Origin of the sequence: uncultured Porphyromonas sp. (genome assembly GCF_938039215.1) — a bacterium.
Classification (GTDB): domain Bacteria; phylum Bacteroidota; class Bacteroidia; order Bacteroidales; family Porphyromonadaceae; genus Porphyromonas.
On record NZ_CALHVI010000056.1, the window covers coordinates 1 to 26,314 of the forward strand.

The 26,314-nt window shown below is 53.8% G+C and carries 23 protein-coding genes; 11 read left to right on the forward strand and 12 right to left on the reverse strand.

The genetic code is table 11. The features are described 5' to 3' along the window. Positions 1-127: 127 nt before the first annotated feature. The 7 genes from Q0336_RS08840 to dut all read left to right on the forward strand — a co-directional run bounded on the left by Q0336_RS08840 (position 128) and on the right by dut (position 5,775). The gene (locus Q0336_RS08840) at positions 128-526 is read left to right on the forward strand and encodes a transposase (protein ID WP_366139538.1); all 399 of its coding nucleotides are present in this window, start codon (positions 128-130) and stop codon (positions 524-526) included. Positions 527-782: 256 nt separating this feature from the next. Further along, complete coding sequence (locus Q0336_RS07565) at positions 783-1,436, forward strand: transporter (RefSeq protein WP_298527334.1); 654 nt, start codon at positions 783-785, stop codon at positions 1,434-1,436. Positions 1,437-1,670: 234 nt separating this feature from the next. Beyond that, complete coding sequence (locus tag Q0336_RS07570; RefSeq protein WP_298527335.1) at positions 1,671-2,393, forward strand: hypothetical protein; 723 nt, start codon at positions 1,671-1,673, stop codon at positions 2,391-2,393. A gap of 133 nt (positions 2,394-2,526) precedes the next feature. Then, entirely contained in the window at positions 2,527-2,907 is a 381-nt protein-coding gene (gcvH, locus tag Q0336_RS07575) for a glycine cleavage system protein GcvH (RefSeq protein WP_021666630.1), read from the forward strand. Next, a complete protein-coding gene (purE, locus tag Q0336_RS07580; RefSeq protein WP_298527336.1) occupies positions 2,907-3,419 on the forward strand; it encodes a 5-(carboxyamino)imidazole ribonucleotide mutase in 513 nt (170 codons plus the stop codon). Before gcvH ends, purE begins: the two co-directional genes overlap by 1 nt. Before the next feature lie 79 nt (positions 3,420-3,498). Continuing rightward, positions 3,499-5,286: a (E)-4-hydroxy-3-methylbut-2-enyl-diphosphate synthase gene (gene ispG / locus Q0336_RS07585; protein WP_298527343.1), complete on the forward strand. Its 1,788-nt coding sequence runs from the start codon at positions 3,499-3,501 to the stop codon at positions 5,284-5,286. Positions 5,287-5,340: 54 nt separating this feature from the next. Continuing rightward, positions 5,341-5,775 carry a dUTP diphosphatase gene (gene dut / locus Q0336_RS07590; RefSeq protein WP_298527344.1) on the forward strand — a complete coding sequence of 145 codons (435 nt, stop codon included), beginning with the start codon at positions 5,341-5,343 and terminating at the stop codon, positions 5,773-5,775. A gap of 97 nt (positions 5,776-5,872) precedes the next feature. Here the strand turns inward: dut and folD are convergent, their stop codons facing one another. The 12 genes from folD to pflB form a co-directional block, all read right to left on the reverse strand. After that, entirely contained in the window at positions 5,873-6,766 is an 894-nt protein-coding gene (gene folD, locus Q0336_RS07595) for a bifunctional methylenetetrahydrofolate dehydrogenase/methenyltetrahydrofolate cyclohydrolase FolD (protein WP_298527345.1), read from the reverse strand. A 261-nt stretch (positions 6,767-7,027) separates the two neighbouring features. Next, entirely contained in the window at positions 7,028-8,749 is a 1,722-nt protein-coding gene (gene lpdA, locus Q0336_RS07600) for a dihydrolipoyl dehydrogenase (protein ID WP_298527346.1), read from the reverse strand. Between the two features lie 39 nt (positions 8,750-8,788). Next, complete coding sequence (locus tag Q0336_RS07605; RefSeq protein ID WP_298527347.1) at positions 8,789-9,901, reverse strand: dihydrolipoamide acetyltransferase; 1,113 nt, start codon at positions 9,899-9,901, stop codon at positions 8,789-8,791. An 89-nt stretch (positions 9,902-9,990) separates the two neighbouring features. Next, complete coding sequence (locus Q0336_RS07610) at positions 9,991-10,995, reverse strand: alpha-ketoacid dehydrogenase subunit beta (protein ID WP_298527348.1); 1,005 nt, start codon at positions 10,993-10,995, stop codon at positions 9,991-9,993. 42 nt (positions 10,996-11,037) lie between these two features. Beyond that, positions 11,038-12,006, reverse strand: coding sequence for a thiamine pyrophosphate-dependent dehydrogenase E1 component subunit alpha (locus tag Q0336_RS07615; RefSeq protein WP_298527349.1), 969 nt, complete (start codon positions 12,004-12,006; stop codon positions 11,038-11,040). 757 nt (positions 12,007-12,763) lie between these two features. After that, positions 12,764-13,165, reverse strand: coding sequence for a DUF5606 domain-containing protein (locus tag Q0336_RS07620; RefSeq protein ID WP_298527350.1), 402 nt, complete (start codon positions 13,163-13,165; stop codon positions 12,764-12,766). Positions 13,166-13,255: 90 nt separating this feature from the next. Beyond that, positions 13,256-13,897, reverse strand: coding sequence for a dephospho-CoA kinase (coaE, locus tag Q0336_RS07625; RefSeq protein WP_298527351.1), 642 nt, complete (start codon positions 13,895-13,897; stop codon positions 13,256-13,258). Then, a complete protein-coding gene (locus tag Q0336_RS07630; protein ID WP_298527353.1) occupies positions 13,875-14,897 on the reverse strand; it encodes a CdaR family protein in 1,023 nt (340 codons plus the stop codon). Before Q0336_RS07630 ends, coaE begins: the two co-directional genes overlap by 23 nt. Before the next feature lie 101 nt (positions 14,898-14,998). After that, positions 14,999-15,316, reverse strand: a complete 318-nt coding sequence (gene yajC, locus Q0336_RS07635) for a preprotein translocase subunit YajC (RefSeq protein ID WP_298527355.1) — start codon at positions 15,314-15,316, stop codon at positions 14,999-15,001. A gap of 39 nt (positions 15,317-15,355) precedes the next feature. After that, a complete protein-coding gene (gene nusB / locus Q0336_RS07640; RefSeq protein ID WP_298527358.1) occupies positions 15,356-16,411 on the reverse strand; it encodes a transcription antitermination factor NusB in 1,056 nt (351 codons plus the stop codon). A gap of 231 nt (positions 16,412-16,642) precedes the next feature. Then, positions 16,643-17,371: a pyruvate formate-lyase-activating protein gene (pflA, locus tag Q0336_RS07645; RefSeq protein ID WP_298527361.1), complete on the reverse strand. Its 729-nt coding sequence runs from the start codon at positions 17,369-17,371 to the stop codon at positions 16,643-16,645. An 86-nt stretch (positions 17,372-17,457) separates the two neighbouring features. Further along, positions 17,458-19,689, reverse strand: a complete 2,232-nt coding sequence (gene pflB, locus Q0336_RS07650) for a formate C-acetyltransferase (protein ID WP_298527364.1) — start codon at positions 19,687-19,689, stop codon at positions 17,458-17,460. 574 nt (positions 19,690-20,263) lie between these two features. Here pflB and feoB point away from each other — a divergent pair. The 4 genes from feoB to Q0336_RS07670 are packed head-to-tail and all read left to right on the forward strand — an operon-like array spanning position 20,264 to position 26,258. Next, positions 20,264-22,798, forward strand: coding sequence for a ferrous iron transport protein B (feoB, locus tag Q0336_RS07655; RefSeq protein WP_298527367.1), 2,535 nt, complete (start codon positions 20,264-20,266; stop codon positions 22,796-22,798). An 11-nt stretch (positions 22,799-22,809) separates the two neighbouring features. After that, positions 22,810-22,953 (forward strand): FeoB-associated Cys-rich membrane protein, encoded by a 144-nt coding sequence (locus tag Q0336_RS07660; RefSeq protein WP_298527370.1) that lies wholly within the window; start codon positions 22,810-22,812, stop codon positions 22,951-22,953. A 33-nt stretch (positions 22,954-22,986) separates the two neighbouring features. Then, entirely contained in the window at positions 22,987-23,961 is a 975-nt protein-coding gene (locus Q0336_RS07665; RefSeq protein ID WP_298527373.1) for a calcium/sodium antiporter, read from the forward strand. Between the two features lie 20 nt (positions 23,962-23,981). Next, a complete protein-coding gene (locus Q0336_RS07670; RefSeq protein WP_298527376.1) occupies positions 23,982-26,258 on the forward strand; it encodes a RelA/SpoT family protein in 2,277 nt (758 codons plus the stop codon). Positions 26,259-26,314: the final 56 nt, after the last annotated feature.

A 26,314-nucleotide genomic window follows, 5' to 3' on the forward strand; every position in this document is an offset into this window, starting at 1 on the left:
CGGGTACAAAAAGCACGTGCTGACCGATGGGCAAGGGTTGGTGGAGAGCATAATTGCCACGCCAGCCAATTGTGCCGACACGGTGGTATTGCCCGATCTGATAGAGTAGGCTGAGCTTACGCAGGGTATTAGTGTCCTTGCCGATAAAGGTTATTGTGGCAAGAGAAACTCGGCATGTCTCCTTGAGCGCGGCTTGATTGATGGGATTATGCTCAAAGCGCAGAAGGGGATGGAGCTCACAGAGCGACAACGTGAGCTGAATAACGCCACCAGCAAAATACGCTGTTTGATAGAGCGTACCTTCGGGAGTATTCGAAGGTGGATTTCAGGAGGGCAATGCCGCTACCGAGGGCTTGAGCGAACGCACACACAGAATATCTTGGAGGCTATGGCATACAATCTGAAGCGTATACCTGGGCTTCTTGTGCTCCAGAGCACCAATAGCCCAGAAAAGCCCCCTCTCGGGAGGATAATCCTCCCGAGAGGGGGCAAGGGGGAGAGACAGGCATCTCACTTCCCAGCCTAAAGATCCAGATTTTCAAGGCAAGAAGGTGGAAGCTGTAAAGAGATGGGCTTGCGCAATGGCCTCATATTGTCTGCTCAACACAAGCTCATCGGCAGAGCTTGGCACTAGGTATGGTGGGAGACGAAGCACTAAGCAAGAGGCCGATTGCTATCTTTGCACGAGATACTAGTTTGTACCTATACATCATCATATTAAGATGCGATTACACTCTTCTTTGTTCCGTAGATGGAGCCTCACACTCATAGCTATCACGGGGATGACCTGCGCTCTATCTGCCCAGACGGACGACGACAGGATGCAGGTAGACCGCCCTGACCATAGCCAAGGAACAAGCATCTTGAGTCCACGAAGCTTACAAGTAGAATGGGGCGTAGGTGGCGACTCTGGAGCACATAGCATGGACTTGATGCTTCGCTATGGTCTCATCCCAGATTTAGAACTCCGTCTAGGGGGACAACTCGAGCGCCCGCACCACGGAGCAGTACAATTCTCCACCCTCACCTTTAGTTCGAAGCTAGGCCTCTTCTCTGGCGAAGGATGGATCCCAGCGATGGCACTTGTCGGGGACCTGAACTATGCACCCCAAGAGGAGCAACGGAGACTCACCGGCGATCTCACCCTTGCCTTCGAGCATGAGCTGACCTCGGGCTTCTCCCTTACCTACAATATAGGTTCTGCCGAAGGGATGCGTCGGCTGGCTGTGACTGCAGAGCTGGGCTACGACTTCTCCGATCGACTCAGCTCCTTCGTCGAGTATTATGGGGTCTTTGGACCAGCGGAGCATGGGTGGGATCTCGGGCTAAGCTATGCACTGACGAAGGATCTACTCATCGACCTCTCTTGTGGTAGGACCTACTATCAGAGTGGAGGGGTGAGCTATGCCGCCTTCGGAGCTTCCGTTAGATTGTAGCCCAAACCTACAAGTCCCTCCTCCAGCGTCTCTTCAGACGGAGAAGAGATGATTATCGACTAGATAGCTCCTTATACAGCTAGCGAAGATCCCATCTAAGTACAATTAAATACCCCCACACCTCCTATATCAAGGGAGGTGTGGGGGTATTATCTTTAGGTAAAGATGGGCTTAGTAGATGCCCGATCTGCCCTCTAAAGTGTGTATCTTTGCGTAAACGTGTGATAATTGCCTATGGTCAAGATCTTCCCCCAGTTTCGCTATTTACTCCTACTCCTTATACTCGTCCCCCTATCCCTCGTGCGAGGCTATGCCCAGACCTTCGAAGACTACCTACAGCCCGACCGACCCGAGCAAAGTGAAGGCGTGGGGATCACCGACCCTGGTCGCCTTCGGCTAGAATGGGGGATCGGAGCCTCCTCACATGCCAAGATGGCGGGGCTGATGATTCGCTATGGGGTCATCCAAGATCTTGAAGTTCGCTTGGAAGGTGTAGTAAGAAAGCGAGGCGCAGAGGCTCCACGCTTTACTAACCTTAACTTCTGCTCCAAGCTCAACCTCTTCTCTGGTGAGGGGATCATCCCTGCGATGACGCTTCTCGGCTACTTGAGCTATGCCCCCGACTTCCAGAGCCGTCCGATCACCTCGGACCTCTGTATGGCCTTCGAGAATGCGATCACCTCTGCGCTTGCTCTCACCTACAACCTCGCTTCCTCCGACGGCATGCGAGGCCTCTTCGTCGTCACAGAGCTGAGCTACACCCCTTCGAAGCGATGGAACTGCTTCGTCGAATACTACGGCAACTTCCGCACCTATTACCACCCCGAGCATGGAGCAGATATAGGGATGCGGTATGCCCTCTCCTCAAGCCTCGAGCTTGAGCTCTGCTACGGCAGGACACACTCGAGCTATGACCCGATCAGCTATGCCTCTCTTGGAGGGACTTGGAAGCTCTAATTAGAGGAGAAAAAGAGAGAGGACAAAAGTTCCCGCTCCACTAGCGTAACATCCGAATATGTTGCTTATCTTTGCTTCATCAAGCAAACAAGCAAATCGTATCAACTAACTTTTATAACCCCAAAGAAAGAACATGAACATTCCACAGGAACTACGGTACACCAAGGATCACGAATGGGCTCGTCTCGAAGGTGATGTCGTCTACGTAGGTATCACGGACTACGCTCAGGGTGAGCTCGGTGAGATCGTCTTCGTCGATGTCGACACCGAAGGCGAAAGCCTCAGCGCAGAAGAAGTCTTTGGCTCCATCGAAGCTGTCAAGACCGTCTCTGACCTCCTCCTCCCTCTCGAAGGCGAAATCCTCGAAGTCAATCCTGACCTAGAAGACAGCCCTGAGCTCGTCAATAGCGATCCTTATGGCAAGGGTTGGATCGTGAAGATCAAGCCTGCCAATGCTGATGATGTAGAAGGTCTGCTCAGCGCTGACGACTACAAGAAGCTCATCGCAGGATAATGCAAGCCTCCCCACTAGTCAGCATCATCATGGGCAGTACCTCTGATCTGCCCATCATGGAGAAGGCCGCAGCTCGTCTGGATGCCCTAGGTATCCCCTTCGAGATGCTTGCTCTCTCAGCGCACCGTACTCCTAAGGAAGTGGAGCAATTCGCTACCTCTGCTAAGGAGCGAGGTATCAAGGTGATCATCGGCGCTGCAGGTATGGCTGCTCATCTCTGTGGTGTCATCGCTTCGATGACCTCCATCCCCGTCATCGGTGTGCCTATCAAGGCTTCCCTTGAGGGAGTAGATGCTCTCTACTCCATCGTACAGATGCCTCCAGGCATCCCCGTAGCGACAGTAGGGATCAACGCTGCAGAGAATGCCGCCCTCCTAGCCGTACAGATGATGGCGACCTCCGATGAGGAGCTCTACCGTAGACTTGAGGCCTACAAGGAGTCTCTCAAGGAGAAGGTAGTGAAGGCTAACAAAGAACTTTCTGAGGTGAAGTTTGCCCACAAGACGAACTAACACCTTGGTCTATATGTTGTAAGCCCAGAAGGTATCCCATGCCTTCTGGGTTTACTTTTGCACTCAAGATGACTCATTCATGGTAGAAAACCAATCCCCCTCGCTACACTCCCTCCCCTGCACCTATCACCGACGACACTCGGTCGTCGTACAGATCGGAGATACCCCTCTAGGCACTGGCTATCCCATCCGTGTCCAGTCCATGGCTACCGCCTCGACGCTAGACACAGAGGCAGCCGTAGCACAAGCTCAGCGTATCATAGCTGCTGGAGCTGAATATCTACGCTACACAGCACAGGACAAGCGTGTGGCTACTAACCTCGGAGTAATCCGACAAGAGCTAAGAGCTCGTGGGATCACTACTCCTCTAGTAGCAGATATTCACTTCAATCCGACAGCTGCCGATACCGCCCTAGAGCATATAGAGAAGGTACGTATCAATCCAGGGAACTATGTAGATAGCAAGGGTACTACCGAGTGGAATGATGAGGTATATGAGGCCATGCACCAGCGCGTGCGTGAGCGCTTCGGAGCATTCGTAGAGCGTGCTAAGGAGCTTCGTCGAGCTATCCGCATCGGAGTCAATCACGGCTCACTCTCTGAGCGTATGGTCATGCTCTACGGAGATACACCCGAAGGGATGGTCCAGAGCTGCCTCGAGTACCTCGATGTATCCAGGGAGCATGACTTCCATGATATCGTGATCTCGATGAAGTCCTCCAATACCGTCGTGATGACAGCTGCAGTGCGCCTGCTCGTCCAGCGTCTCGATGAACTAGGCTATCCAGCCTATCCTCTACACCTTGGGGTAACTGAGGCTGGAGAGGGAGAGGATGGCCGTATCAAGAGTGCCGTAGGCATTGGATCCCTCCTAGCCGATGGCATAGGTGACACCATCCGTGTCTCCCTTAGCGAAGAGCCCGAGTGTGAGATCCCCGTAGCTAGAGCCCTTGTAGACTACATCTCCCAGCGAGAGGAGGTCGCCTCACCCACAGGTGAATTACCCTCTTGGGAGGAATACCGATCCCTCAGCCAAGAGGACCGCAAGCGAAGCATAGCTCTAGGCTCATTTGTCGGAGGAGCTAACCTCCCCATAGTCCTCTATCCCTCCAGAGGCAATGAGGATCTATCTATGCTAGCACAGCGCCCCGATGCTATACTAACCTCTGAAGGAGAACTCCAACTCCCCAACTCGACTCCGATCATCGGGATACCCGTCTGCTCGCTCTCAACTGATGAGATCACCCCCGAGCGTGTGGCATCCCTCCTTGACCAGCCACAGACCCTTATTCTCCTTGAGAGCAAGGGTGCAAATCCCGTAGCAGACTGGCGCTGGGGCTTCACTCAGCTTCGCCGTCTAGGCATCCATGCTCCTATCCTACTCCGACGCACCTATGAGACGACCGACCTAGATCTCTTCCGCCTCTACGCTGCCGCAGACTGTGGGAGCATCTTCCTCGATGGTTGGGCAAATGGACTTGCACTAGAAGCACCTCACATCTCCCCCAAAGAGATCATCAAGACAGAGTTCGGGATCCTTCAGGCTGCCCGTCTGAGGATGAGTAAGACCGAGTTCATCAGTTGCCCAGGCTGTGGACGTACCCTCTATGACCTACAGAGCACCATCGCCGAGATCAAGTCAGCAACAGCACACCTCAAGGGACTCAAGATCGGCATCATGGGCTGTATCGTCAATGGACCTGGGGAGATGGCCGATGCAGACTACGGCTATGTAGGTGCCACCCCAGGGAAGATCGACCTCTACAAGGGACAGGAATGTATCAAGAAGGGGGTAGCTCAGGCACAAGCTGTAGAGCACTTGATCAACCTCATCAAGGAGGGGGGAGACTGGAAGGATCCAGCCTAGCGCAGCCTACATTCTTTCAATTCATCAGACACGACCCCTACTCTACTCAGCACTATGTTCGTCAAGCTAATCAATAAGTCACACCATCCAGCTCCAAGCTATGCGACAAGAGGGTCTGCTGGCATGGATATAAGGGCCAACCTAACAGCACCTATCGCCCTAGAGCCACTTGATCGGGTACTCGTCCCCACAGGGCTCTTCTTTGAGCTTCCCTTTGGCTACGAAGCTCAGATCCGCCCTCGTAGTGGACTTGCCACCAAGCATGGGATCACCCTCCCCAATAGCCCTGGCACCATCGATTCAGACTACAGAGGCGAACTCATGATCCCACTGATCAACCTCTCTCGTGAGCCCTTCACGATCCAAGATGGAGAGCGTATAGCTCAGATGGTCGTCGCCCGCCACGAGCTGGTCGAATGGGAACTTGTGACCGACCTCGAAGACACCGATAGAGGCTCGGGAGGCTTCGGCCATACGGGGAGAGAGTAAATCACCGAGTCGGGGACTAGCCCCCGTAATAGCAGAGAGCCTGCACCTAGTACACGAGGTATTAGGTGCAGGCTCTCTGCTATTACGGGAGGACGAACTAGGCCTCTTGGAGCTTAGCTGCTTGGAGGGTATTCAGCATGAGCGATATGATCGTCATAGGGCCCACACCTCCTGGGACTGGAGTGATGTAGGAGCTAAGAGGGGCAACTTCATCGAAGGCAACGTCTCCCGTGAGCTTGAAGCCGCTCTTGCGTGAAGCATCGGGTACACGAGTCGTCCCTACGTCTACGATGACGGCTCCTGGACGAACCATATCCCCCTTGAGGAACTCAGGCACCCCAAGGGCAGCGATGATGATATCGGCTTGTAGACAGAGCTCCTTGATATTGGTCGTACGGCTATGGCAGACCGTGACGGTACAGTCACCTGGATAGCCCTTATGAAGGAGGAGCTGGGCCATGGGCTTCCCTACGATATTGCTACGACCGAGGACGACGCAGTGCTTCCCACGAGTCTCGATCTTGTAGCGACTCAATAGCTCCATGATCCCCTGAGGTGTAGCCGAGACGAAGCAGGGAAGACCAATGCTCATTCGCCCGACATTGATTGGGTGGAAGCCATCCACATCCTTCTTAGGATCAACCGCCTCGATGATCTTCTGCTCATCGATGTGCTTCGGCAGGGGAAGCTGGACAATGAAGCCATGGACTTCGGGATCTTCATTGAGGCGGTGGATCTCCTGAAGTAGGCGCTCTTCAGTCACATCATCCTCAAAGCGAACCAACGTAGATCGGAAACCTACCTCGGCACAAGTCTTGATCTTAGAGGCCACATAGGTCTCACTGCCCCCATCATGCCCGACAAGGATAGCTACTAGGTGAGGTGCAGGCTTGCCTGCACCCACTCGAGCAGCTACCTCCGCAGCGATCTCACTCTTGATCTGTGCAGAGGTTGCCTTCCCGTCAAGGAGCTTGTAGTTCTGTTCTTCCATCGTGTTGTGTAGTGTTATTAGGACTAATCGTATCAGCCGTGTGTGAAACGATATTCAAAGATAGAGAAAGACCTATACATAGCCATAGGAGAACAAAAGTAGTAGATAGGCTGATCCGATCACCTCTGAGAGCTCTTCCCTCTGAGTTCCGATCTAGCCCTAAGCTATGAATAAAACGAAGTGGCTAGAGTATCACTATGGATACTCTAGCCACTCTTTTAGAATCAAGGAGATATACAGGCTCCTCGAACTAGGGGAATACTACTTCTTCTTAGCAGGAAGGTGGATAGCAAGCCCAAGGGCATCACCAATCGCTTCGTAGAGAGCTTCGGAGTAGGTTGGGTGACCGTAGATAGTAGCGATCACTTCCTCTGCCGTAGCCTCCATCTCCATGATCAGCGAAGCCTGGCTGATCATTTCAGCAGCCATAGCACCGATGATGTGGATACCAAGGATCTCACCATACTTGTTGTCGAGGATGACCTTGACGAAGCCCTGAGTTTCACCAGAAGCAAGGGCACGACCGTTAGCGACGAAGGCGAACTTACCGACACGGACTTCGCCATACTTCTCACGAGCCTGATCTTCGGTGAGACCAACCGTAGCTACCTCGGGACGCGTGTAGACGACCGAAGGAGCGGAGAGCATCTTGAGGGCACGTTCGTTGCCATGGAGAGCATTCTCAGCTGCGACTTCACCCATACGGAAGGCCGTGTGAGCAAGCATCTTCAGACCATTGACATCACCAGGAGCATAGATGCCCTTGACGCTCGTCTCCATGTACTTGTCTACCTTGATGCGACCACGTTCGATCTCGAACTCAACTTCGCCAACACCTTCGAGGTCAGGTACACGACCAATGGAGAGAAGAGCCTTCTCACCCTCGATCGCACGACCATCCTTGAGGATAGCAGCGAGCTTACCAGAGCGGTCTTCGATCTTATCGATAGCAGCACCCGTGAGGATGGTCACACCACGCTTCTCGAGCTCAGCACGAAGAGTCTGGGAGATTTCCTTATCAAGCGCAGGGATGATATAGTCAGCCATCTCGATGATCGTCACCTTAGTACCCAGAGATACCAGAGCTTCGGCCATCTCGACACCGATAACACCACCACCGATGACGACGAGGCTCTCAGGACGCTCCTGAAGGCTGAGTATATCGTCACTGGTCAGTACTGCAGGGTGCTCGATACCTGGGATAGGCAGACGGCCTACCTTAGAGCCACCAGCGAGGATGATCTTATCCGCCTTGATGATGTCCTTACCATCGACTACGACATCCTTGTCGCGGTTGATCTTACCGACACCACGGAAGACTTCGACACCATTGCTCTTGAGGAGGGAGTAGACACCACCCGTGAGCTTCTTGACGACGCTATCCTTGTAGCTAACGAGCTTCTTCATGTCTACGGAGAAACTCATATCTGCAAAGTTGATCCCACGTGCAGCTGCCTGCTCTACCCCGTCGATGATCTCAGCATTGCGGAGGAAGGTCTTCGTAGGGATACAACCCTTGTTGAGGCAGGTACCACCGAACTCAGACTTCTCAACGATAGCGACCTTAGCACCGAGCTGAGCGGCACGGATAGCTGCTACATAACCAGCAGGGCCACCACCGATGACGCAGAGGTGATAGGAGCCATCGAGACGGATCAGAGGCTTCTCTGCACCTTCGTGCTTAGGTCCGTCCTGCTTCTCAGGGATGATCTCATCCTTGGTACGGACGGTTTCGAGGCTTTCGCCTGGTTCGCCGATGTAGCCGATGACCTCAGCAATGGGCACCGTCTCGCCAGCTTGGTGGGTGATCTTGAGCAGGACACCAGAAGCTTCTGCTTCGAGCTCCATGCTCGTCTTGTCCGTCATGATCTCGAGGAGAACTTCACCAGCCTGCACGGGGTCACCCTCGTTCTTACGCCAGCTTACGATCTCACCTTCTGTCATGTCTAGGCCCGTTTTGGGCATGATGATCTCTGTTGCCATATCTATATAGGATATCTTTTGTGTTTCGTATGAGGTGAATTAAACGAGGAGTGGTAGGGGCGACTCCAGGGTAGCCTTGAGTTCCTGCATGAACTTAGCAGCGGCAAGGCCATTGATGACACGGTGGTCGGAGGTCAAGCTCATCTTCATGATGGGACGGATGACGACCTCGCCATTGCGTACGACAGGCATCTCCTTAGTCCCAGCGATGGAGAGAATAGCGGAGTTAGGCTGATTGATGATCGAAGTAAAGGACTCAACACCATACATCCCGAGGTTGGAGATCGTGAAGGTACTCCCTTCCTGATCTGCAGGCGTGAGCTTCTTACCGACAGCACGCTCAGTGATGTCCTTGAGACGAAGCATCAAGTCTACAAGGCCTAGCTTCTCAGCACCGTGGACGACTGGCACGAGAAGACCTTCGTCCATCCCTACAGCCATAGCGAGGTTCACATAGTTGTGAAGCTCGATCTGTGAGCCATCTGCTGAGAGAGTAGCATTGATGTAAGGGTGATTCATCAGCGTGCGCACGACAGCGATGGAGATGATATCGGTGACGGTAAGCTTCTTGCCCGTCTTCTCCTTGATTGGCTCGAGGAGCTGCTTACGGAGCTTGGTAGCCTCGTACATATCGACCTCGTAGTTCAGCACGAAGGTAGGTGCAGAGAAGTAGCTATCAGCCATGCGCTTAGCGATGACGCGGCGCATCATATTCATAGGTACGATCTCGATATCGCCCTTAGGAGCAGCAGATGCTGCGGGAGCTGCTACCGAAGCGGCAGGAGCAGAAGCCTTAGCAGCAGGAGTAGCTGCGGGAGCAGATGCTACAGCACCATCGGTATCCGTGAATGGATCGACGATGTCCTCGAGGTTAGGATAGTAGCGATCGCCCAGAGCCTTAGCTACGTCGGCACGCGTGATCTTGCCACGGAAGCCGGTTCCTTGGATCGAAGTCGTATCTAGCCCAAAGGAGTCTGCGATCTTCTTAGCCAAAGGAGTGATACCACCAGCCTTCTCGTAGCTGAACTCAGCCACATCCTCTGCATGGATACGTCCCTTGTAGCCCGATCCAGCGATCGCATTAAGGTCGACCCCCATGCGCTGAGCTAGAGAACGAGCCGCAGGTGTGGCTCTTAGTTTATCATTTCCCATATTTAGATTATGCTTATGGCGTATAGCCCTCTCCAGCGAATGAGTGGGAGGGCTATACGCATGAGTAGTTTCACTTATGTGAGGGGAGACTAGCGCTTGTTGTAGAGACGCTCAATATACTCTAGGATGCGATCTACATCGGGGAGCATGGCAGTCTCAAGAGAGCGGTTGTAGGGGGTAGGAATATCGTCTGCAGCAAGACGTAGGATACGGCTATCGAGGTAGTCGAATGCATCGCTCTCGATGATCGTCGCAGCGATCTCTCCGAGGAAGCCACCCGTCTTGTGGGCATCATTGACTAGCAGTACACGCCCTGTCTTCTTCGCAGAGTTGATGATCGCTTCCTTATCCAGAGGCATCAGGGTCATCAAGTCAACGACTTCGACTTCAATACCCTTTTCGAGTGCCTTGTCAGCAGCCTTGAGGACACGCTCCAGCATACGGCCATAGGTGACGACAGTCACGTCCTTACCCGTACGCTTCAGGTCTGCCTTACCAAGAGGCAGGACGAAGTCAGGAGAAGTAGGCACTTCACCCTTCATATTATACTGAGCCTTGTACTCGAGGAAGATCACGGGATTGTTGTCACGGATAGCAGCCTTGAGGATACCCTTGACATCAGCAGGGGTACCAGGAGCTACGACCTTCAGACCAGGGATGTGGCAGAACCACGCTTCCAAGCTCTGTGAGTGCTGAGCAGCAGAGCCCAGACCCGAACCAGCAGCACAGCGGAAGACTACGGGCACAGAGCCCTTACCACCATACATATAGCGCGTCTTAGCAGCCTGGTTGACGATGTTGTCCATCATGTAGACGATGAAGTCCATGAAGGTCACGTCGACGATGGGGCGCATCCCCGTCAGAGCAGCACCGACAGCACAGCCCGAGATAGCATTCTCGGAGATGGGGGTATCACGCACACGCTCGCTCCCGAACTCTTCAAGCATACCGACAGAGGTACCGAAGTCACCTCCATAGACACCGACATCTTCACCGATGAGGAAGACATTCTCATCTCGACGCATCTCTTCGCTCATCGCTTCGATGATCGCATCGCGTACGGACATCACCTTTGTTTCTTGTCCTTCTATCATAATAGTCTATTCGTTTAATAGGGTTAGTGAAGACCGAATGGCTTATTCGGTGAAGATATCTTCGAAGGCAGACTCTGGAGAGGGATCTGGACCCTTGCGTCCATACTCTACGGCTGCATCGACATCTGCATGGCTTGCTGCCTCCAGAGCATCCAGCTCTTCAACCTTAGCAAGCTTCTTATCGACAAGGTAGTTGCGGAACTTGAGGATAGGATCCTTCTTCTTCCACTCATCGACCTCTTCCTTTGTGCGGTACTTCCCTGGGTCAGAGGTTGAGTGACCAAACCAGCGATAGGAGATTGCTTCTACGAGTACAGGACCCTTGCCAGCACGTACATCCTTGATGACCTTGTCCATCGTCTCGCGTACAGCTATGACATCATTACCATCTTCGATGAAGATACCTGGGACACCATAGGCCGCAGCACGCTCATAGACATGCTTGGTACGCATCACCGAGGTAATGGGAGTAGAGATCCCATAGCCATTGTTGATACAATAGAAGATCACTGGGAGATTCCAGATCGCTGCCATGTTGAGCGTTTCGTGGAAGGTACCTTCGTTGGTAGCTCCATCACCGAAGCAGCAGACGACGATCTTGCCTGTGTTCTTCATTTTCTGAGTGAGGGCAGCACCGATAGCGACACCCATACCGCCACCGACGATCCCGTTGGCACCGAGGTTCCCTGCATCCACATCTGCGATATGCATTGAGCCCCCCTTACCCTTGCAGATACCATTAGCCTTACCCATGATCTCGGCCATCATCCCATTGAGGTCGATACCCATAGCGATACTCTGGCCGTGGCCACGGTGATTGGAAGTAATGAGGTCTCCCTTCTCAAGGCCACAGATAGCCCCGACATTGGCAGCCTCCTCTCCCACGGAGAAGTGCGTCATCCCTGGGATTTCCCCACGGCGCACGAGCTGATTGACCTTGTTGTCGAAGTTGCGGATGTCCTCCATCTTGCGGTACATCTCTAGCAAGTCTTCTTTCTTGAGTTTAGCCATAACTGCATTCTATATTAGGTACTTATGTAATCTTCTGTCCTCCGAACCGAAGGTGCGCCTACCCTACCTCATTGCGAAGTAGAGGACCACCCTATCTTCTCGTTCTGGTCGGTGGCAATCGAGGGGAGCAAAATACCCTTAATAATGGAAAATAATCTGTATTAACACCCTTTATTGCAACACTGACTACGCAAAGATATATATTATATCAAAACTTCAAGTCCAGCCATTCCCCTTCACCCCACTTGATAAGGCTCTACTGCTGAATAGAATGGGGCATTTCCCCTATAATCCTAGGCGGAAGAGGTGCTTCTAGCAAGTATTTTCCAAGGGAAAACCCTACTCTTCGAATAGGAAACCCCAAGATTATCAAATAGTTCATCTCATGGAAGCCTTATTTAATACCCTCTATCAATACCCATATTTACATCATCTATATCATGGGCTAAAAAGGGGGGAAGTAAGCGATGAAATTGCATCGGGAATAGAAGCAGATAGAATTCAAGCGACAGAGGGAAATAGCCATTCTACGCAAGGGGAAAAATCATCATCCTTAATATAGAAAGCAATTGCCCGAAAAGTTATCGGTGCCTAGGAGTAAGCCTCGATGACTTTACGGGCAATGAAATCATAACACTCAGGCGGAAAGAATAACTGCGTAATTAAGGGGTGACTACTCAGCCGAAAGAAGAGCCCCAAACACTAGGAGCATTTCTCCTATCGCTTGGGGCTATCAACTCAACTAAGAGTATTGGGCTTATTCTTCCGTCTCTTCAGCAAAGTCCGTGATTCCAGCTTCGAGGAGGATATTATACCAAGTATAGAGCTTCTTGATGTCTGAGGTGTAGACGCGATCACGGTCAAAGTTGGGGATCACCTCACCGAAAGAGGTACGCAGAGCATCTCCATCCTTGAGCAGATCTTCAGCGATAGCTACACCGGCCTGCTTCTCATGAAGGCGAGTGAGTACTTCGGAGAGGGGAAGATCCTCGCCATCGGTGAACATTGAGATATCTGATAGCGCTACGACACGATCCTTAGGCAGGATGGGCATACGCTTCTTCGTCTGAAGGGATTCGACGATGAGGTTATTCTTCCCCGAAGAGAGGAGGCGATAGAGTCCAGGCTTACCTGAGACTGAGAGAATGGTATTCAACATAAATGATACTGATAGTTCGGTGGACCTCCTAAGAGTTCCGTTTGGATGCAAAAGTAGGGATATTTGGGAGAATAGCCTCTAGCGAGAGGATCAGAGGGGAAGCTCTGCTAGAAGTCGATCGATCTGGGGAGCGAGGGGATGAGCATCATCGTTGTATAGGATGTAGTCTGCCCGATCAATGAGTTCCTCCTGGGCCATCTGATGCTGAATACGTGCCCGCACTGCTTCTTCGCTAGCTCCATCTCGGAGCATAGCTCGAGAGAGACGCACTTCTTCCTCAGCTACGACAGCTACAACGAGATCGACATACTCATCCAGCCCCGCATTGAGGAGCAAAGCACTCTCTAGCGCACAGAGACGCACACCCGCTTCGACCTGCTCACTACGCCAGCGGCAGAAGTCTCTACGCACGGCAGGGTGAACGAGCTTATTCACCTCCTCAAGCAAGGCACGATCGGCGAAGATCAGCGAGGCGAGGTAGGCTCGATCCAGATGACCTTCCGAAGAATAGATCCCAGCACCACAGAGCCTCATCATCGCCTCACGTAGCTCCTCGTCTTCATCATAGAGAGCCTTGGCACGCTGATCGGTAGCATAGACGGGGATGTGGCGCTCTTGGAGCATACGAGCGACAAAGGTTTTACCCGCTCCTATGCCACCAGTGAGGCCGATGGTATAGATACCTTCAGAAAAGAATGCGGAGAGCGAGCTACTTCCTCTCCTCGATGACATACTGCACATGGTCGGGAGTGATACGGTAATTCTTTAGCCAGTCAGGCTTCTTGATCAGCTGAATCGGGAGCTGTCGAGGTGCGTCGGACTTAGCCTCTCCACTGGAGACCAAGGTGGGATAGGCTACAGCGAGCGTCAGATCTTCGGGCTGGATCTCCTTGTAGCGGGAGCGAGGTAGCGTCAGCTGGATCGTCGCAGAGCTAGGCAGGGGCTGAAGGATGAAGCCCTCGGGAAGGCCCGTCACCTCTACGGGAAGCGTGAAGCTCTGCTCAGTAAGCTGCTCCACAGGGATATGTACCTGCACCATCGTCGTAGAAGCGTAAACACCTTCGGGGAGGTGAATACGCACCTTCGTCGTAGTCGTAGTCGTCAGAGACTCTTCCTCGAAGGGCTCCGTACGAAGCGATGTCAGCGTGTCAAGGGTACGTCCAGAAGCAAAGACAGTCACCTCTGCTGGGGTAAGTTCTACCTCGCCTATGGCATAGCCCGTAGCTATCTGAGGGAGGCTACCGAGAGTGATCGGGAGGACCTTCCTCTGACGGCGATAGGCAGTAGCACTGATCGTGGTAGGGGTGACGGAGATGATGCGTGCCGACGAAGAGAGGCGGCCTCGCACCTCTGCCGAGAGTGCACCAGAGCTGATTGAGAAGCCTGCGATGAGCTGCTGGTCTCGCTGTAGATGCAGACGTATGGGAGGGATGCCACGTACACTATATTCGAGGAGGCGACCTCCTTCGTCCTCTAGACTCACTTCGATGAACTCAGGGAGCTTAGACTGCAGCCCTACCTCTGGAGGGATCGAATCATAAGTCACGGGGATACGCAGCGTGTAAGTGAAGCGACGCTGGAGGCTCTGCACGAACCAGAATGTAGCCGAGAGAAGGACGAAGACGAGGAAGGTAAGGAACTCTCGACTTGTGCGCCGTCCCCGAGGAGAGGGCTTGAGACTCTTAGCTGGGATAGGTTTGCTAGGAGTGGGATTCTTCAGATCTAATCGCATGGCTCGTACTCGTTGCTCCGTCCGATCGAAGGAGCTATGAAGAGAGGCTGCCCGTATCTAGTGACAGAGCAGCCTCTATATAAGTGGGATTGTAGGAGGGTTTACTTAGCGTCTGCAGGAGCATCGCCAGCAGGGAAGACCGAGCCCTTGTCCATGCGGACACGTACGCCATCTGCGATCTCGACGACGAACTCAGTCTCCTTAATATCCTTGATCACTCCGTAGAGGCCGCCAGAGGAGACGATACGATCGTTGACACCGAGTGCATCACGCTTCTTCTGTAGCTCCTTCTGTCTCTTCTGCTGGGGACGGATCATGAAGAGCCAGAAGATGACGAAGATAGCGACCATCATGATGATCGTCGAGTAGCCACTGCCAGCACCGGCCTGACCTGCAGCCTGGAGGAAAATCATTTCCATTCGTTTTGCTTATTAAGATTGGATAAAAAATACGTATTGTTACTGCTTGAGGATCTTGCCCTCTTCCTTGAGCTTACGGGCCAAGGCATCCAGCACTCCATTGACGAAGGAAGCACTGTGCGCTGTCGAATAATGCTTCGCCAGCTCCACATACTCATTGATCGTGATCTGTGTGGGGATCATGGGGAAGTAGAGGAACTCCGTCAAGCCTAGGTTGAGCAGGAGCGCATCGAGGTCTGCTAGACGTTCACTACTCCACTCTGCGCTCAGCACAGGTTCGATGAGCTTCATCTGCTCACTGTACTTCAGGAGGGTCTGACGGAAGAGCATGCGAGCAAAGCGCTCGTCATCTTCGTCCTTGAAAGCAGGGCGGATCTCCTCATCGAAGGAAGTCTCCTCCTCACTCTTGCGCAGGGTCTTCTCCACGAAGTCCTTAACGATCTCTACGGGACCGTTCTCTAGGCGGAGGCTCTGATATACGCCTGCTTCACGAGCCTCAGCGAGCGCTTGCTCGACAGCGTCGTCTTCACTAGCAGGTCGATCCTCTGCCTCGGCCTTCTCCGTACACTTCAGATTGTTCTCCCAGTAGATCGATTGCTGCTCGAGCATCTCAGCCAGCTCTTCGTCTGTGGCGAAGAGTTCGTGGAAGATCTCCACCCAGAAGTCTCGGTCACGCTCGAAGCTTGACTCCTCAGCCTGCAGATAGCGGGCATAGATCTCGGAGCCTTCGATGCGACGTAGCAGATGACGAAGGAGCGACTCATCCTCCTCCCAGCGGAGATTGAAGCCTTCATACCAAGAGCTCAGCTTCTCGGATGAAGCCAGCTTCGCCGCTAGGCGATTCTCTACAAGACGAAGATTGGGGCTGCGCTCGGCCTTCGTGGCTAGGTGTTTCTTCTTGCGGATCTCTAGGACCTCGCGGTGAAACTCCGTAAGCGAAGGAATGAGCTGAAGAAGGAAGAGATAAAGGTCGTACGTGCGGTGGAGGCTGAGCAAGAGATCCTGCTCAGCAGCGGCAAGCCGAAGCTCTCCACGATGGAGGTGGGCATAAGCCACCTGAAGTACACGGGTGCGTATAAGTACTCTATTGATCATAATTTCAAGCCACTTACTCCTATCTACATACCTCTAGTGCGTCTCTGTAGATAGGCATAAGCAGGACAAAGAACGCACAGATACTCAAGAAGTAGTACACAAAGATAAAAGGAATTCACCAAACCTTCACTCTGGGATCTGATCCTTGAGGGAAGAGAGATGCCGCATCTACCTAAGTAGGATGCGGTCTATGCTCGAGGAGGGAAGAGCATCGCTAGTAGAGCCTCTGCTCTATTGCGTCCAGACGACGGGGAAGTACTGCTCTAGGATCTCCTGAGCGGCAGCGATCTCCTCGTGAGTAGGCTCATGTACCTGCTCCAGAGGATAGGCACGCCCGAGGGTCTCATACTTATGCTTGCCATAGGTATGGTAAGGCAAGAGCTCTAGACGCTCGATATTCTCATAGCTCCCGAAGTGTTGCCCTAGGGCATGCAAAGCCTCGGGCTGGTCACTGTAGCCAGGGACAAGCACGTAGCGCATACGGACAGGCTTACCCATCTGGCGGAGCTGCTCAGCTGTAGCTAGCGTATTGGCATTGGACTGCGTAGTCAGGCGGCGATGAGCCTCGGGGAGGATGTGCTTGCAGTCAAGGAGCACCATATCTACGATAGAGAGGAGCTCATCGACATAGCGATTGCGGATGCTTCCTTGGCTGTCTAGGCAGATGTGGATGCCCTCGGCCTTGAGCTGACGGCAGAGGGGGATAAGGGCCTCGGCCTGCACTGTAGGCTCTCCGCCACTGAAGGTGATCCCTCCACGCTTGCCGAAGAAGGGACGCTCACTGATGGCACGGCGTAGCACCTCCTCTTCCTCTATGAGCTTCCCTCCCTTACCGATGGGGATGGTATCGGGATTGGCACAGTAGAGACACTGGAAGTTGCACCCCTGAAGGAAGACGACGAGACGAAGCCCAGGGCCATCAAACGTCCCCATGGACTCAAAGGAATGAATACGTAGCATGACCAGCAAATAAGAGGGCGGGCGAAGGGTCGGTATCGATCCTTCGCCCGCCACTTTAGTGATAGAGATTCGGAGGGTCTCCTAGACTAGCGCATGCGCTGGTGGAAGGAGCGAGAGATGACCTCGAGCTGGTGCTCACGGCTGAGCTTGACGAAGTTCACGGCATAGCCTGAGACACGGATCGTCAGCTGAGGATAGTTCTCTGGGTGGATCATAGCATCCTCGAGCATCTCACGATTGAGCACGTTCACATTGAGGTGGTGCGCACCCTTAGAGAAGTAGCCGTCCATCATGGAGATGAGGTTCTCGTTCTGCTCCTGCTTGTTGGATCCAAGAGAGTGAGGGATGATGCTGAAGGTATTGCTGATCCCGTCAGCTGCATCGGTGTAGTCGAGCTTAGCCACCGAGCTCAGCGAAGCGATAGCACCATGGTTGTCTCGGCCGTGCATGGGGTTAGCACCTGGAGCGAAGGCTACGCCCTTGCCACGCCCGTCAGGGGTAGCACCCGTCTTCTTACCGTACATCACATTGGAGGTGATGGTCAGGACAGAGAGCGTAGGCTCAGCATTCTTGTAGACAGGGAGCTCCTTCAGCAGACCAGAGAAGATATGCGTGATATCGTAGGCGATGGTATCGGCACGGTCATCATCATTACCGTAGCAGGGGAACTCTCCTTCGATCTTGAAGTCTTCGGTGAGGCCTTGCTCGTTGCGGATAGGAGTGACCTTAGCGTAGCGGATCGCGGAGAGCGAGTCTGCTGCGATGGAGAGACCAGCGACCCCGTAAGCGAGGTTGATCTTAGGATCGGTGTCAATGAACGCCATCTGTGCCGCTTCGTAGTAATACTTATCGTGCATGTAGTGGATGATGTTCATCGATTCATTGTACACGCGTGCGATGGTCTTGAGCACCTTGAGGTAGTTGTCCCAGACTTCCTGGAAGTTGAGGACATCCCCCTTCAGTTCGGGGATACCTTCGACCATGAGCGTACCTGAGATCTCACAGCGTCCGCCGTTGATCGCCAGCAGAAGTGCCTTCGCAAGGTTCGTACGAGCGCCGAAGAACTGGATGTGCTTCCCGATCTCCTGATAGGATACGCAGCAAGCGATCCCGTAGTCGTCCGAATTGCGAGTAGCACGCATCAGGTCGTCGTTCTCATACTGGATAGAAGAGGTATCGATGGAGACCTGTGCAGCGAATTCCTTGAACCCTTCTGGCAGAGAGGGACTCCAGAGGACAGTGAGGTTGGGTTCTGGGCTAGGCCCGAGGTTATAGAGCGTGTTGAGGAAGCGGAAGCTAGTCTTAGTGACCTTGTGACGGCCATCGAAGAGACGACCTCCGATTGACTCAGTTACCCAAGTGGGGTCACCAGCGAAGATCTCATTGTAGGAGTCCATGCGCAGGTGGCGCACCATACGTAGCTTGATGACGAACTGGTCGATCAGTTCCTGAGCGAGCTCTTCAGTGATCGTACCGTGATCGAGCTCGTACTGGATGTAGATATCGAGGAAGCTAGAGACATTACCCAGCGACATAGCTGCTCCGTCCTGATCCTTGATAGCAGCCAGATAGGCGAAGTACACCCACTGCACAGCTTCGCTAGCGGTGTAGGCAGGTCGGCGCACGTCGAAGCCATAGGCAGCTGCCATCTCTACGATCTTCTTCAGAGCACGGATCTGCTCAGCCACTTCCTCACGCAGACGGATGACATGCTCCGTCATAGGTCCGTGGATACCTGCGAGGTCTTCCTTCTTCCAAGCGATGAGGCGGTCAGCACCGTAGAGGGCTAGACGGCGGTAGTCACCGATGATACGACCACGGGCATAGTTGTCGGGCAGACCGGTGAGGAAGCTATTGGAGCGGAAGGAGCGGATCTCATCCGTATAGACATCGAAGACACCATCATTGTGTGTCTTGCGGTAGTGGGTGAAGATATCGGTGACACGTGGGTCTACCTCGAGGCCATTCTCATGGACAGCCTTCTCGACGACCTTATATCCCCCGAAAGGCTTCATAGCACGGCGAAGGACCTGGTCCGTCTGTAGACCGAAGATCACTTCATTCTCTTTGTCGATATAGCCTGGAGCGAAAGCGGTGATGCCGGAGATAGTGCTCGTGTCGATGGAGCGAACGCCATTGTTCTCACGTTCTTCCTTGAGAGCCTGAAGGCAGTGCTCCCAGACGCGGCGTGTCTTCTCTGTGGGGCCACAGAGGAAGGATGCGTCTCCATCGTATGGGGTTACATTCTGAGCTACGAAGTCACGAACATTTAGTTCGACTTCCCATACTCCTGACTTAAACTGAGGTTGCTCTTGCATAATCCTTGTGAGGTTAGTTTAATGTAGATTGGCTTGCACGTAAGGCTTTGGAGGGGACGGTAGTGCTTAGCCTTAGACCGATCTCCTATGCCCTTGCACGGCAAAGATATGATAATTATCCAAATTGCAAACTACTATACGCAACAACCCTTATTAGCACACACTTCTTAGATCTGTGCAATTCTTCCTCTTTTGCCTTTTCCCTATCCTCGGAGAAGCTCCGCCTTCTGCACCCAACTAGTAGTACTACTAGTGCCTCAATGGAGGTAGCAGTAGTACCTCGCTTGAGGCGCTACTGCAAATGCCCACCACGTACGCTTGCTGCCTCCAAAGGAGACGAAAAGAGGAGAAGCACTGCTTATCGGCAAATCCTTTCTTCTTCCCCCAATGAAAGCCTCCCCGAAGAGGGCGGACTGAGGGGAAAGAACGAACCTCTAAGACACTTCTACGCTTACTAGGGTATAGCCCCCAAGGCGGGCTCTCTTCCCAGGCAAAGTCTCCCCTTCCATCCCTTACGCGAAGCAAGAGATCAGTAGCTCTAGGGAACTAGTGCATTTTACATAACTTTGTAGGTATGAACTTAGCTCAGCTACAGACGGGAAAGAAAGCCGTCATCGTGCGGGTCGGCGGATCAGGAGCCTTCCGAAAGCGCATCCTCGAGATGGGCTTCGTCCAAGGCAAGGAGATCACTGCCGTACACAACGCTCCACTCAAGGATCCGATCTACTACAAGATCCTCGACTACAATGTCTCGCTCCGACACAAGGATGCCGAGCGCATTGAGGTGCGCCTTCTCGAGCCCTTCGAGCTCGAGCGAGAGCCCCTAGAAGCTCCCGAAGAGCCACTACCTGAGCCTGTGCTCCACAGCCTACATCACAGGGAGTACCCTAGCCTTCGCTCTAAGAAGCTCCCTACCCTACGCATTGCACTCCTTGGGAACCCCAACTGCGGGAAGACTTCCCTCTTCAATCAAGCTAGTGGAGCCCACGAGCACGTAGGCAATTATAGCGGGGTGACGATCGAGGCTAAGACGGGCTACATCCACTACGGAGGCTACCGTATCGAGCTCATAGACCTACCAGGATCCTATTCCCTCTCGCCCTACAGCCCCGAGGAGATCTACATACGCAACTATCTGACGGGAAGCGAGCGTCCCGACCTCGTGCTCAACGTCATCGACACCTGCAACATCGAGCGAAACCTCTACCTCACACTCCAGCTCAAGGAGTTGGGGCTTCCGGTGGTAGCCGCTCTGAACATGTTCGATGAGTTCATGCAGCGAGAGGAGTACTTCGACTACCCTCGCCTCTCTCGCCTGATCGGTGTCCCTATGATCCCCACGATCTGTCGTACGGGACTAGGGCTGGAGGCACTCTTCGACGAAATCCTAAGCATCGCTAAGGGGCTCAAGGAAGGAGATGAAAGCCTCTTCAGCAGAGAGACGGGGAAGCTCCGCCCACTATGCATCCCCTATGGGCCGAACCTAGAGCCTCTGATCGAGGAGCTGACGGAGAAGATCCAGGAGCACACCGAGATCACCGATCCCTACTCCGCCCGCTCCATAGCCGTCAAGCTCCTCGAGCGAGACAAGGAGATCGAAGAGCAGCTCATCGCTCGCCATACCCGAGGAGGCTTCCTCATCTCGGCTCGAGACTTCGCCCTGCGTAAGCTCCGTGAGCATACGGACGAAGAGGCAGAGTCTCTGATCACCGATGCTCGCTATGGCTTCATCTCGGGAGCACTCAAGGAGACTTACTACCCCAAGCACTCAGGCAAGCGTACCCTCACCGACCGTATAGACGATGTCGTCACGAGTCGTCTCTGGGGCTTCCCGCTCTTCCTCCTGCTCATGGGGCTGATGTTCTTCTTCACCTTCACCCTCGGGCAGTACCCGATGGACCTCATAGATAGTCTGGTGGGGAAGCTCGGGGCATGGCTCGGGGCAAGCATGAGCGAAGGTCCCCTCAGGGATCTCCTCGTCGATGGAGTCGTGGCAGGCGTAGGGGGCGTGATCGTCTTCCTACCACAGATCGTCATCCTCTACCTCTTCATCTCCCTCCTAGAGGATAGTGGCTACATGGCTCGAGCAGCCTTCATCATGGACAAGCTCATGCACCGCATGGGGCTCCATGGGAAGTCCTTCATCCCCCTGATCATGGGCTTCGGATGTAACGTGCCCGCAGTGATGAGCACCCGCATGATCGAGAGTCGCAAGAGCCGACTCATCACGATGCTCGTCCTGCCCTTCATGAGCTGCTCGGCTCGCCTCCCTGTCTACTTGCTCCTCGCTGGAGCCTTCTTCCCCATCCCTTGGCAGGCGACCCTAGTCCTCTTCTCCCTCTACCTCATAGGTATCTTCATCGCAGTAGTATCAGCCCGACTGCTTAGGAGTGCGGTCTTCAGTGGCGAAGACATTCCCTTCGTCATGGAGCTCCCCCCCTATCGCAGACCGACAGTACGCTCGGTAGTCATCCATGTGTGGATGCGCTCCAAGCAGTACCTTCAGAAGATGGGTACCGTGATCCTAGCAGCGTCGATCATCGTGTGGTTCATGAGCTACTACCCTCGCCAAGACAAGGAACGTGCAGTGAAGGATGCACAGGTAGAGGCTCTGCAGCAGTCCTCTCTCCCCGAAGCCGTCCGCCAAGCTCAGATCGACTCACTCGAACATAGCTTCGCTACCTTCCACCAAGAGCAGTCCATCATCGGTCGTATCGGTCGCCTCAGCGAACCGATCATACGTCCTCTGGGCTTCGACTGGAAGATGGGGGTAAGTATCGTCTCGGGTCTCATGGCCAAGGAAGTCGTCGTAAGTACCATGGGGGTCATCTACACTGGCGATAGCGACGACGGGGATGAAGCGATCGCCCAGCTCTCGACCCGCATGAAGCAGGAGAAGCGCTCCGACGGAAGCCCCTCCTTCACTCCGCTCATCGCCTATAGCTTCATGCTCTTCGTCCTGCTGTACTTCCCTTGCATCGCCACCCTCATCGCTATCGGCAGGGAATCAGGCGACTGGAGATGGGGCTTCTTCTCTGCTCTCTACTCCTGCGGTATGGCTTGGCTCATTTGCTTCCTAGTATATCAGACTGCTCACCTGCTGAGCTAATTCCTCCAAGTATGATACAAGACATAGCTGTCGCACTGATCCTCATCATCGTGGTCTTCTTCATCGGGAGATCTCTGTGGCAGATGCTCCGCTCTAAGAAGGGAGACAACCACCCTGGCTCTGGATGCTCAGGCTGTACAGGTTGCTCCCACTAGCTCTATAGTCTCTCCTCAACTAACCCCTAGTATATGATCGTAGATATTCTACTCTTTCTCCTCGGGATCGTATTGATCATCGTAGGAGCTAACTACCTCACCGAGGGCGCTTCCACCCTAGCTCGTCGTATGGGAGTCTCCCCACTCGTCGTCGGACTGACTATCGTAGCCTTCGGCACCTCTTCCCCTGAGCTTATCGTCAGCCTCATGTCTGCCCTCAAGGGTAATGCCGACATCGCCATGGGGAATGTCTTAGGCTCCAACATCTTCAACGTCCTAGCCATCGGAGGGGTGACCGCCCTTGTTGCTCCCATCCGAGTAACACAAAGCACCATCCGCAGAGAGCTTCCGCTCATGATACTGGCGAGCCTTGTGCTTTTTGTGCTGGCCTACGATACGATCTTCTCGGGGATAGGAGCGACTGAGAATGTACTTACCCGTGGTGAAGGGATCGTCTTGCTGAGCTTCTTCCTCATCTTCCTCACCTATACCTTCGCCATAGCTAAGGGCTCCCCCAATGACCCTCACGCTGATCATGCCCCAGTGAAGGCCTATCCCCTCTGGCTCCTCATCCTCTTCATCATCGGAGGACTTGCCGCTCTTGTCTACGGGGGAGATCTCTTCGTCTCCTCGGCTTCGTCCATCGCCAGAACCCTTGGGATGAGCGAGAGCTTCATCGGGCTGACCATCGTAGCGGCAGGCACCTCGCTCCCCGAGCTCGCCACCTCCGTCGTCGCTGCTCTGAAGAAGCAGCCCGAGATAGCCATCGGGAACATCGTCGGGTCAAACATCTTCAACATCTTCCTCATCCTCGGCATCAGCTCCACAGTGACCCCTATCCGTGTGGGAGGAGTGACCCCTCTTGACTTCATCGTCATGATCGTCTCGGGGCTTCTACTCTATATCTTCGCCGTGCTCTTCGGGGATCGTATCGTCAAGCGCACGGAAGGCGCTATCCTTGCCCTAGGCTTCGTAGCCTACACCCTCTATCTGATCATGCAGCTCTAACCCCTTCGTATCTCACACTCATGGCACAGATCAGTCTCAACTTCACTCCCGAGGAGGAAGCTCTCATCAACCGAGAGTATCAGGCTCTAGTCGCTGACTATATAGCCTCGCCACATAGGCAGAAGACCGAGATCATCGAACAAGCCTTCCAGATGGCCCGACGAGCTCATGGCCTCGTACGTCGCCGCAGTGGAGAGCCCTACATCCTTCATCCGATCGCTGTAGCCCGCATCGCCTGCAAGGAGATGGGCCTTGGCTCTACCTCCATCTGTAGTGCCCTCCTGCATGATGTCGTGGAGGATACAGAGTACACGGTAGAGGACATCCGTCGGGCCTTCGGTGACAAGATCGCTCAGATCGTCGAGGGGCTTACCAAGATCTCTTCGGAGCAGGTACCACAGAACATCGATAGCCTCCAGGCTCAGAACATCCGCAAGCTTCTGCTCACCATCGGGGACGACGCTCGAGTGATCCTCATCAAGATCGCCGACCGTCTGCACAACATGCGCACCCTCGGCTCCATGAAGGCGGACAAACAGCTCAAGATCGCTGGGGAGACCTCCTTCTTCTATGCTCCACTAGCGGATCGTCTCGGGCTCTTCTCTATCAAGACGGAACTAGAGGATCTAAGCTTCCGCTACGAACATCCCGATGCGTATGACGAGATCCTGCGCAAGGTCAAGGAGAGCGAGGCAGGGCGTGAAGACCTCTTCCATCGCTTCGCTGCCCCCCTGAAGGCACGCTTCGATGAGATGGGGCTCAAGTATGAGATGAAGACCCGAGTCAAGGGTTGCTTCTCCATCTGGCGCAAGATGCAGATCAAGGGCATTCCCTTTGAGGAAGTCTATGACCTCTTCGCCGTACGTATCATCTTCGACAGCAGTGATGGCTATCCCGAGAAGAACCGCTGCTGGGATATCTATACCGCTATCACCGAGATCTACCGCAACCGCCCCGATCGTCTCCGTGACTGGCTCTCCACCCCTAAGGGCAACGGCTATCAAGCTCTTCACTTGACCGTGCTTGGTCCAGATGCGCAGTTTATAGAAGTGCAGATACGTAGCCGTCGTATGGACGAGATCGCAGAGCAGGGGCTCGCAGCCCACTGGCGCTACAAGAACGATGTCGTCGAAGAAGACCACGAGCTCGAAGTCTGGCTAGATACCATCCGTGAGGTACTGAACCATCCCGACTCCAAGGGCATGGAGTTCCTCAATACCGTTCACCTCAGTCTCTATGCCCACGACATCACGGCCTTCACCCCCAAGGGAAGACCGATCACGCTACCGGTAGATGCCTCGGTCCTTGACTTCGCCTATGCTGTCCATACCGACCTAGGAGACACTTGTATCGGAGCGAAGGTCAATCACAAGGTGCTCCCGATCTCCTACCGCCTCTCCAATGGGGATCAGGTAGAGATCCTAACGAGTAAGACGGTACAGCCCGAGCCTAGTTGGCTTGAACTGGTCGCCACGGCTTACGCTAAGGTGAAGATCGAGACCGCCCTACGTCGCCGACAGCGCGAGTCTATTGCCCATGGGGAAGCCCTACTCACCACCCAATTGAAGGGCTTGGGAGAGACACTCAACGGCCCCCTCCTCAATCGTCTGGCGCACTACTATCAGTACGACAAGCCCGACACCTTCCTTCGTAATATAGGAGAAGGGACGTTCGACTTCCCCGAAGACTTTGAGCAGGTCGTCAAGGGCAAGGCTACCAGCCGAAAGAGTCGTATGACTCGTGCCTTCTCTTCCCTCTTCGGAGGCAAGGAGAAGGAGCATGATGCTCCGCAGACAGCACCAACTTCCCCCAAGGACTTCGACAAGTCACACCCCTACGAACTCATTGAGCAGGACGGCAAGCTCAACTACAAGATCGCGACTTGCTGTCATCCCATTCCAGGCGATGATGCGCTTGGGGTCATCGCAGACGAAGGGCTAGTGATCGTGCACAAACGCTCTTGCCAAGAAGCTACCCGCTACAAGACTGCTCAAGGTGACCGCCTCCTATCAGTCCTCTGGGGTCCTTATCACGCTCCGATCTATGAGACGACCTTGGTCATCCGAGGCATTGACTCTAAGGGGCTGATCAATGCGATCTCGCAAGTCCTCCTTGAGGACTTCAAGGTGAATATCACCTCAATCAACATCAAGGCCTTCGACGGAGTCTTCCAAGGTACGATCTCGGTGAAGGTGCTCGACACTCAGCAGGTCGATGCGATCTGCGCCATCTTGAGACGCAATCCTGCCATTCACGAAGCCTACCGACTCTCAGAGCTTGACACTGGCAAGGAGTAAGCACGCTCTAAGCACTCCCCTCTACAAACGACAATCCCCCCTGATGAACAGTTTCA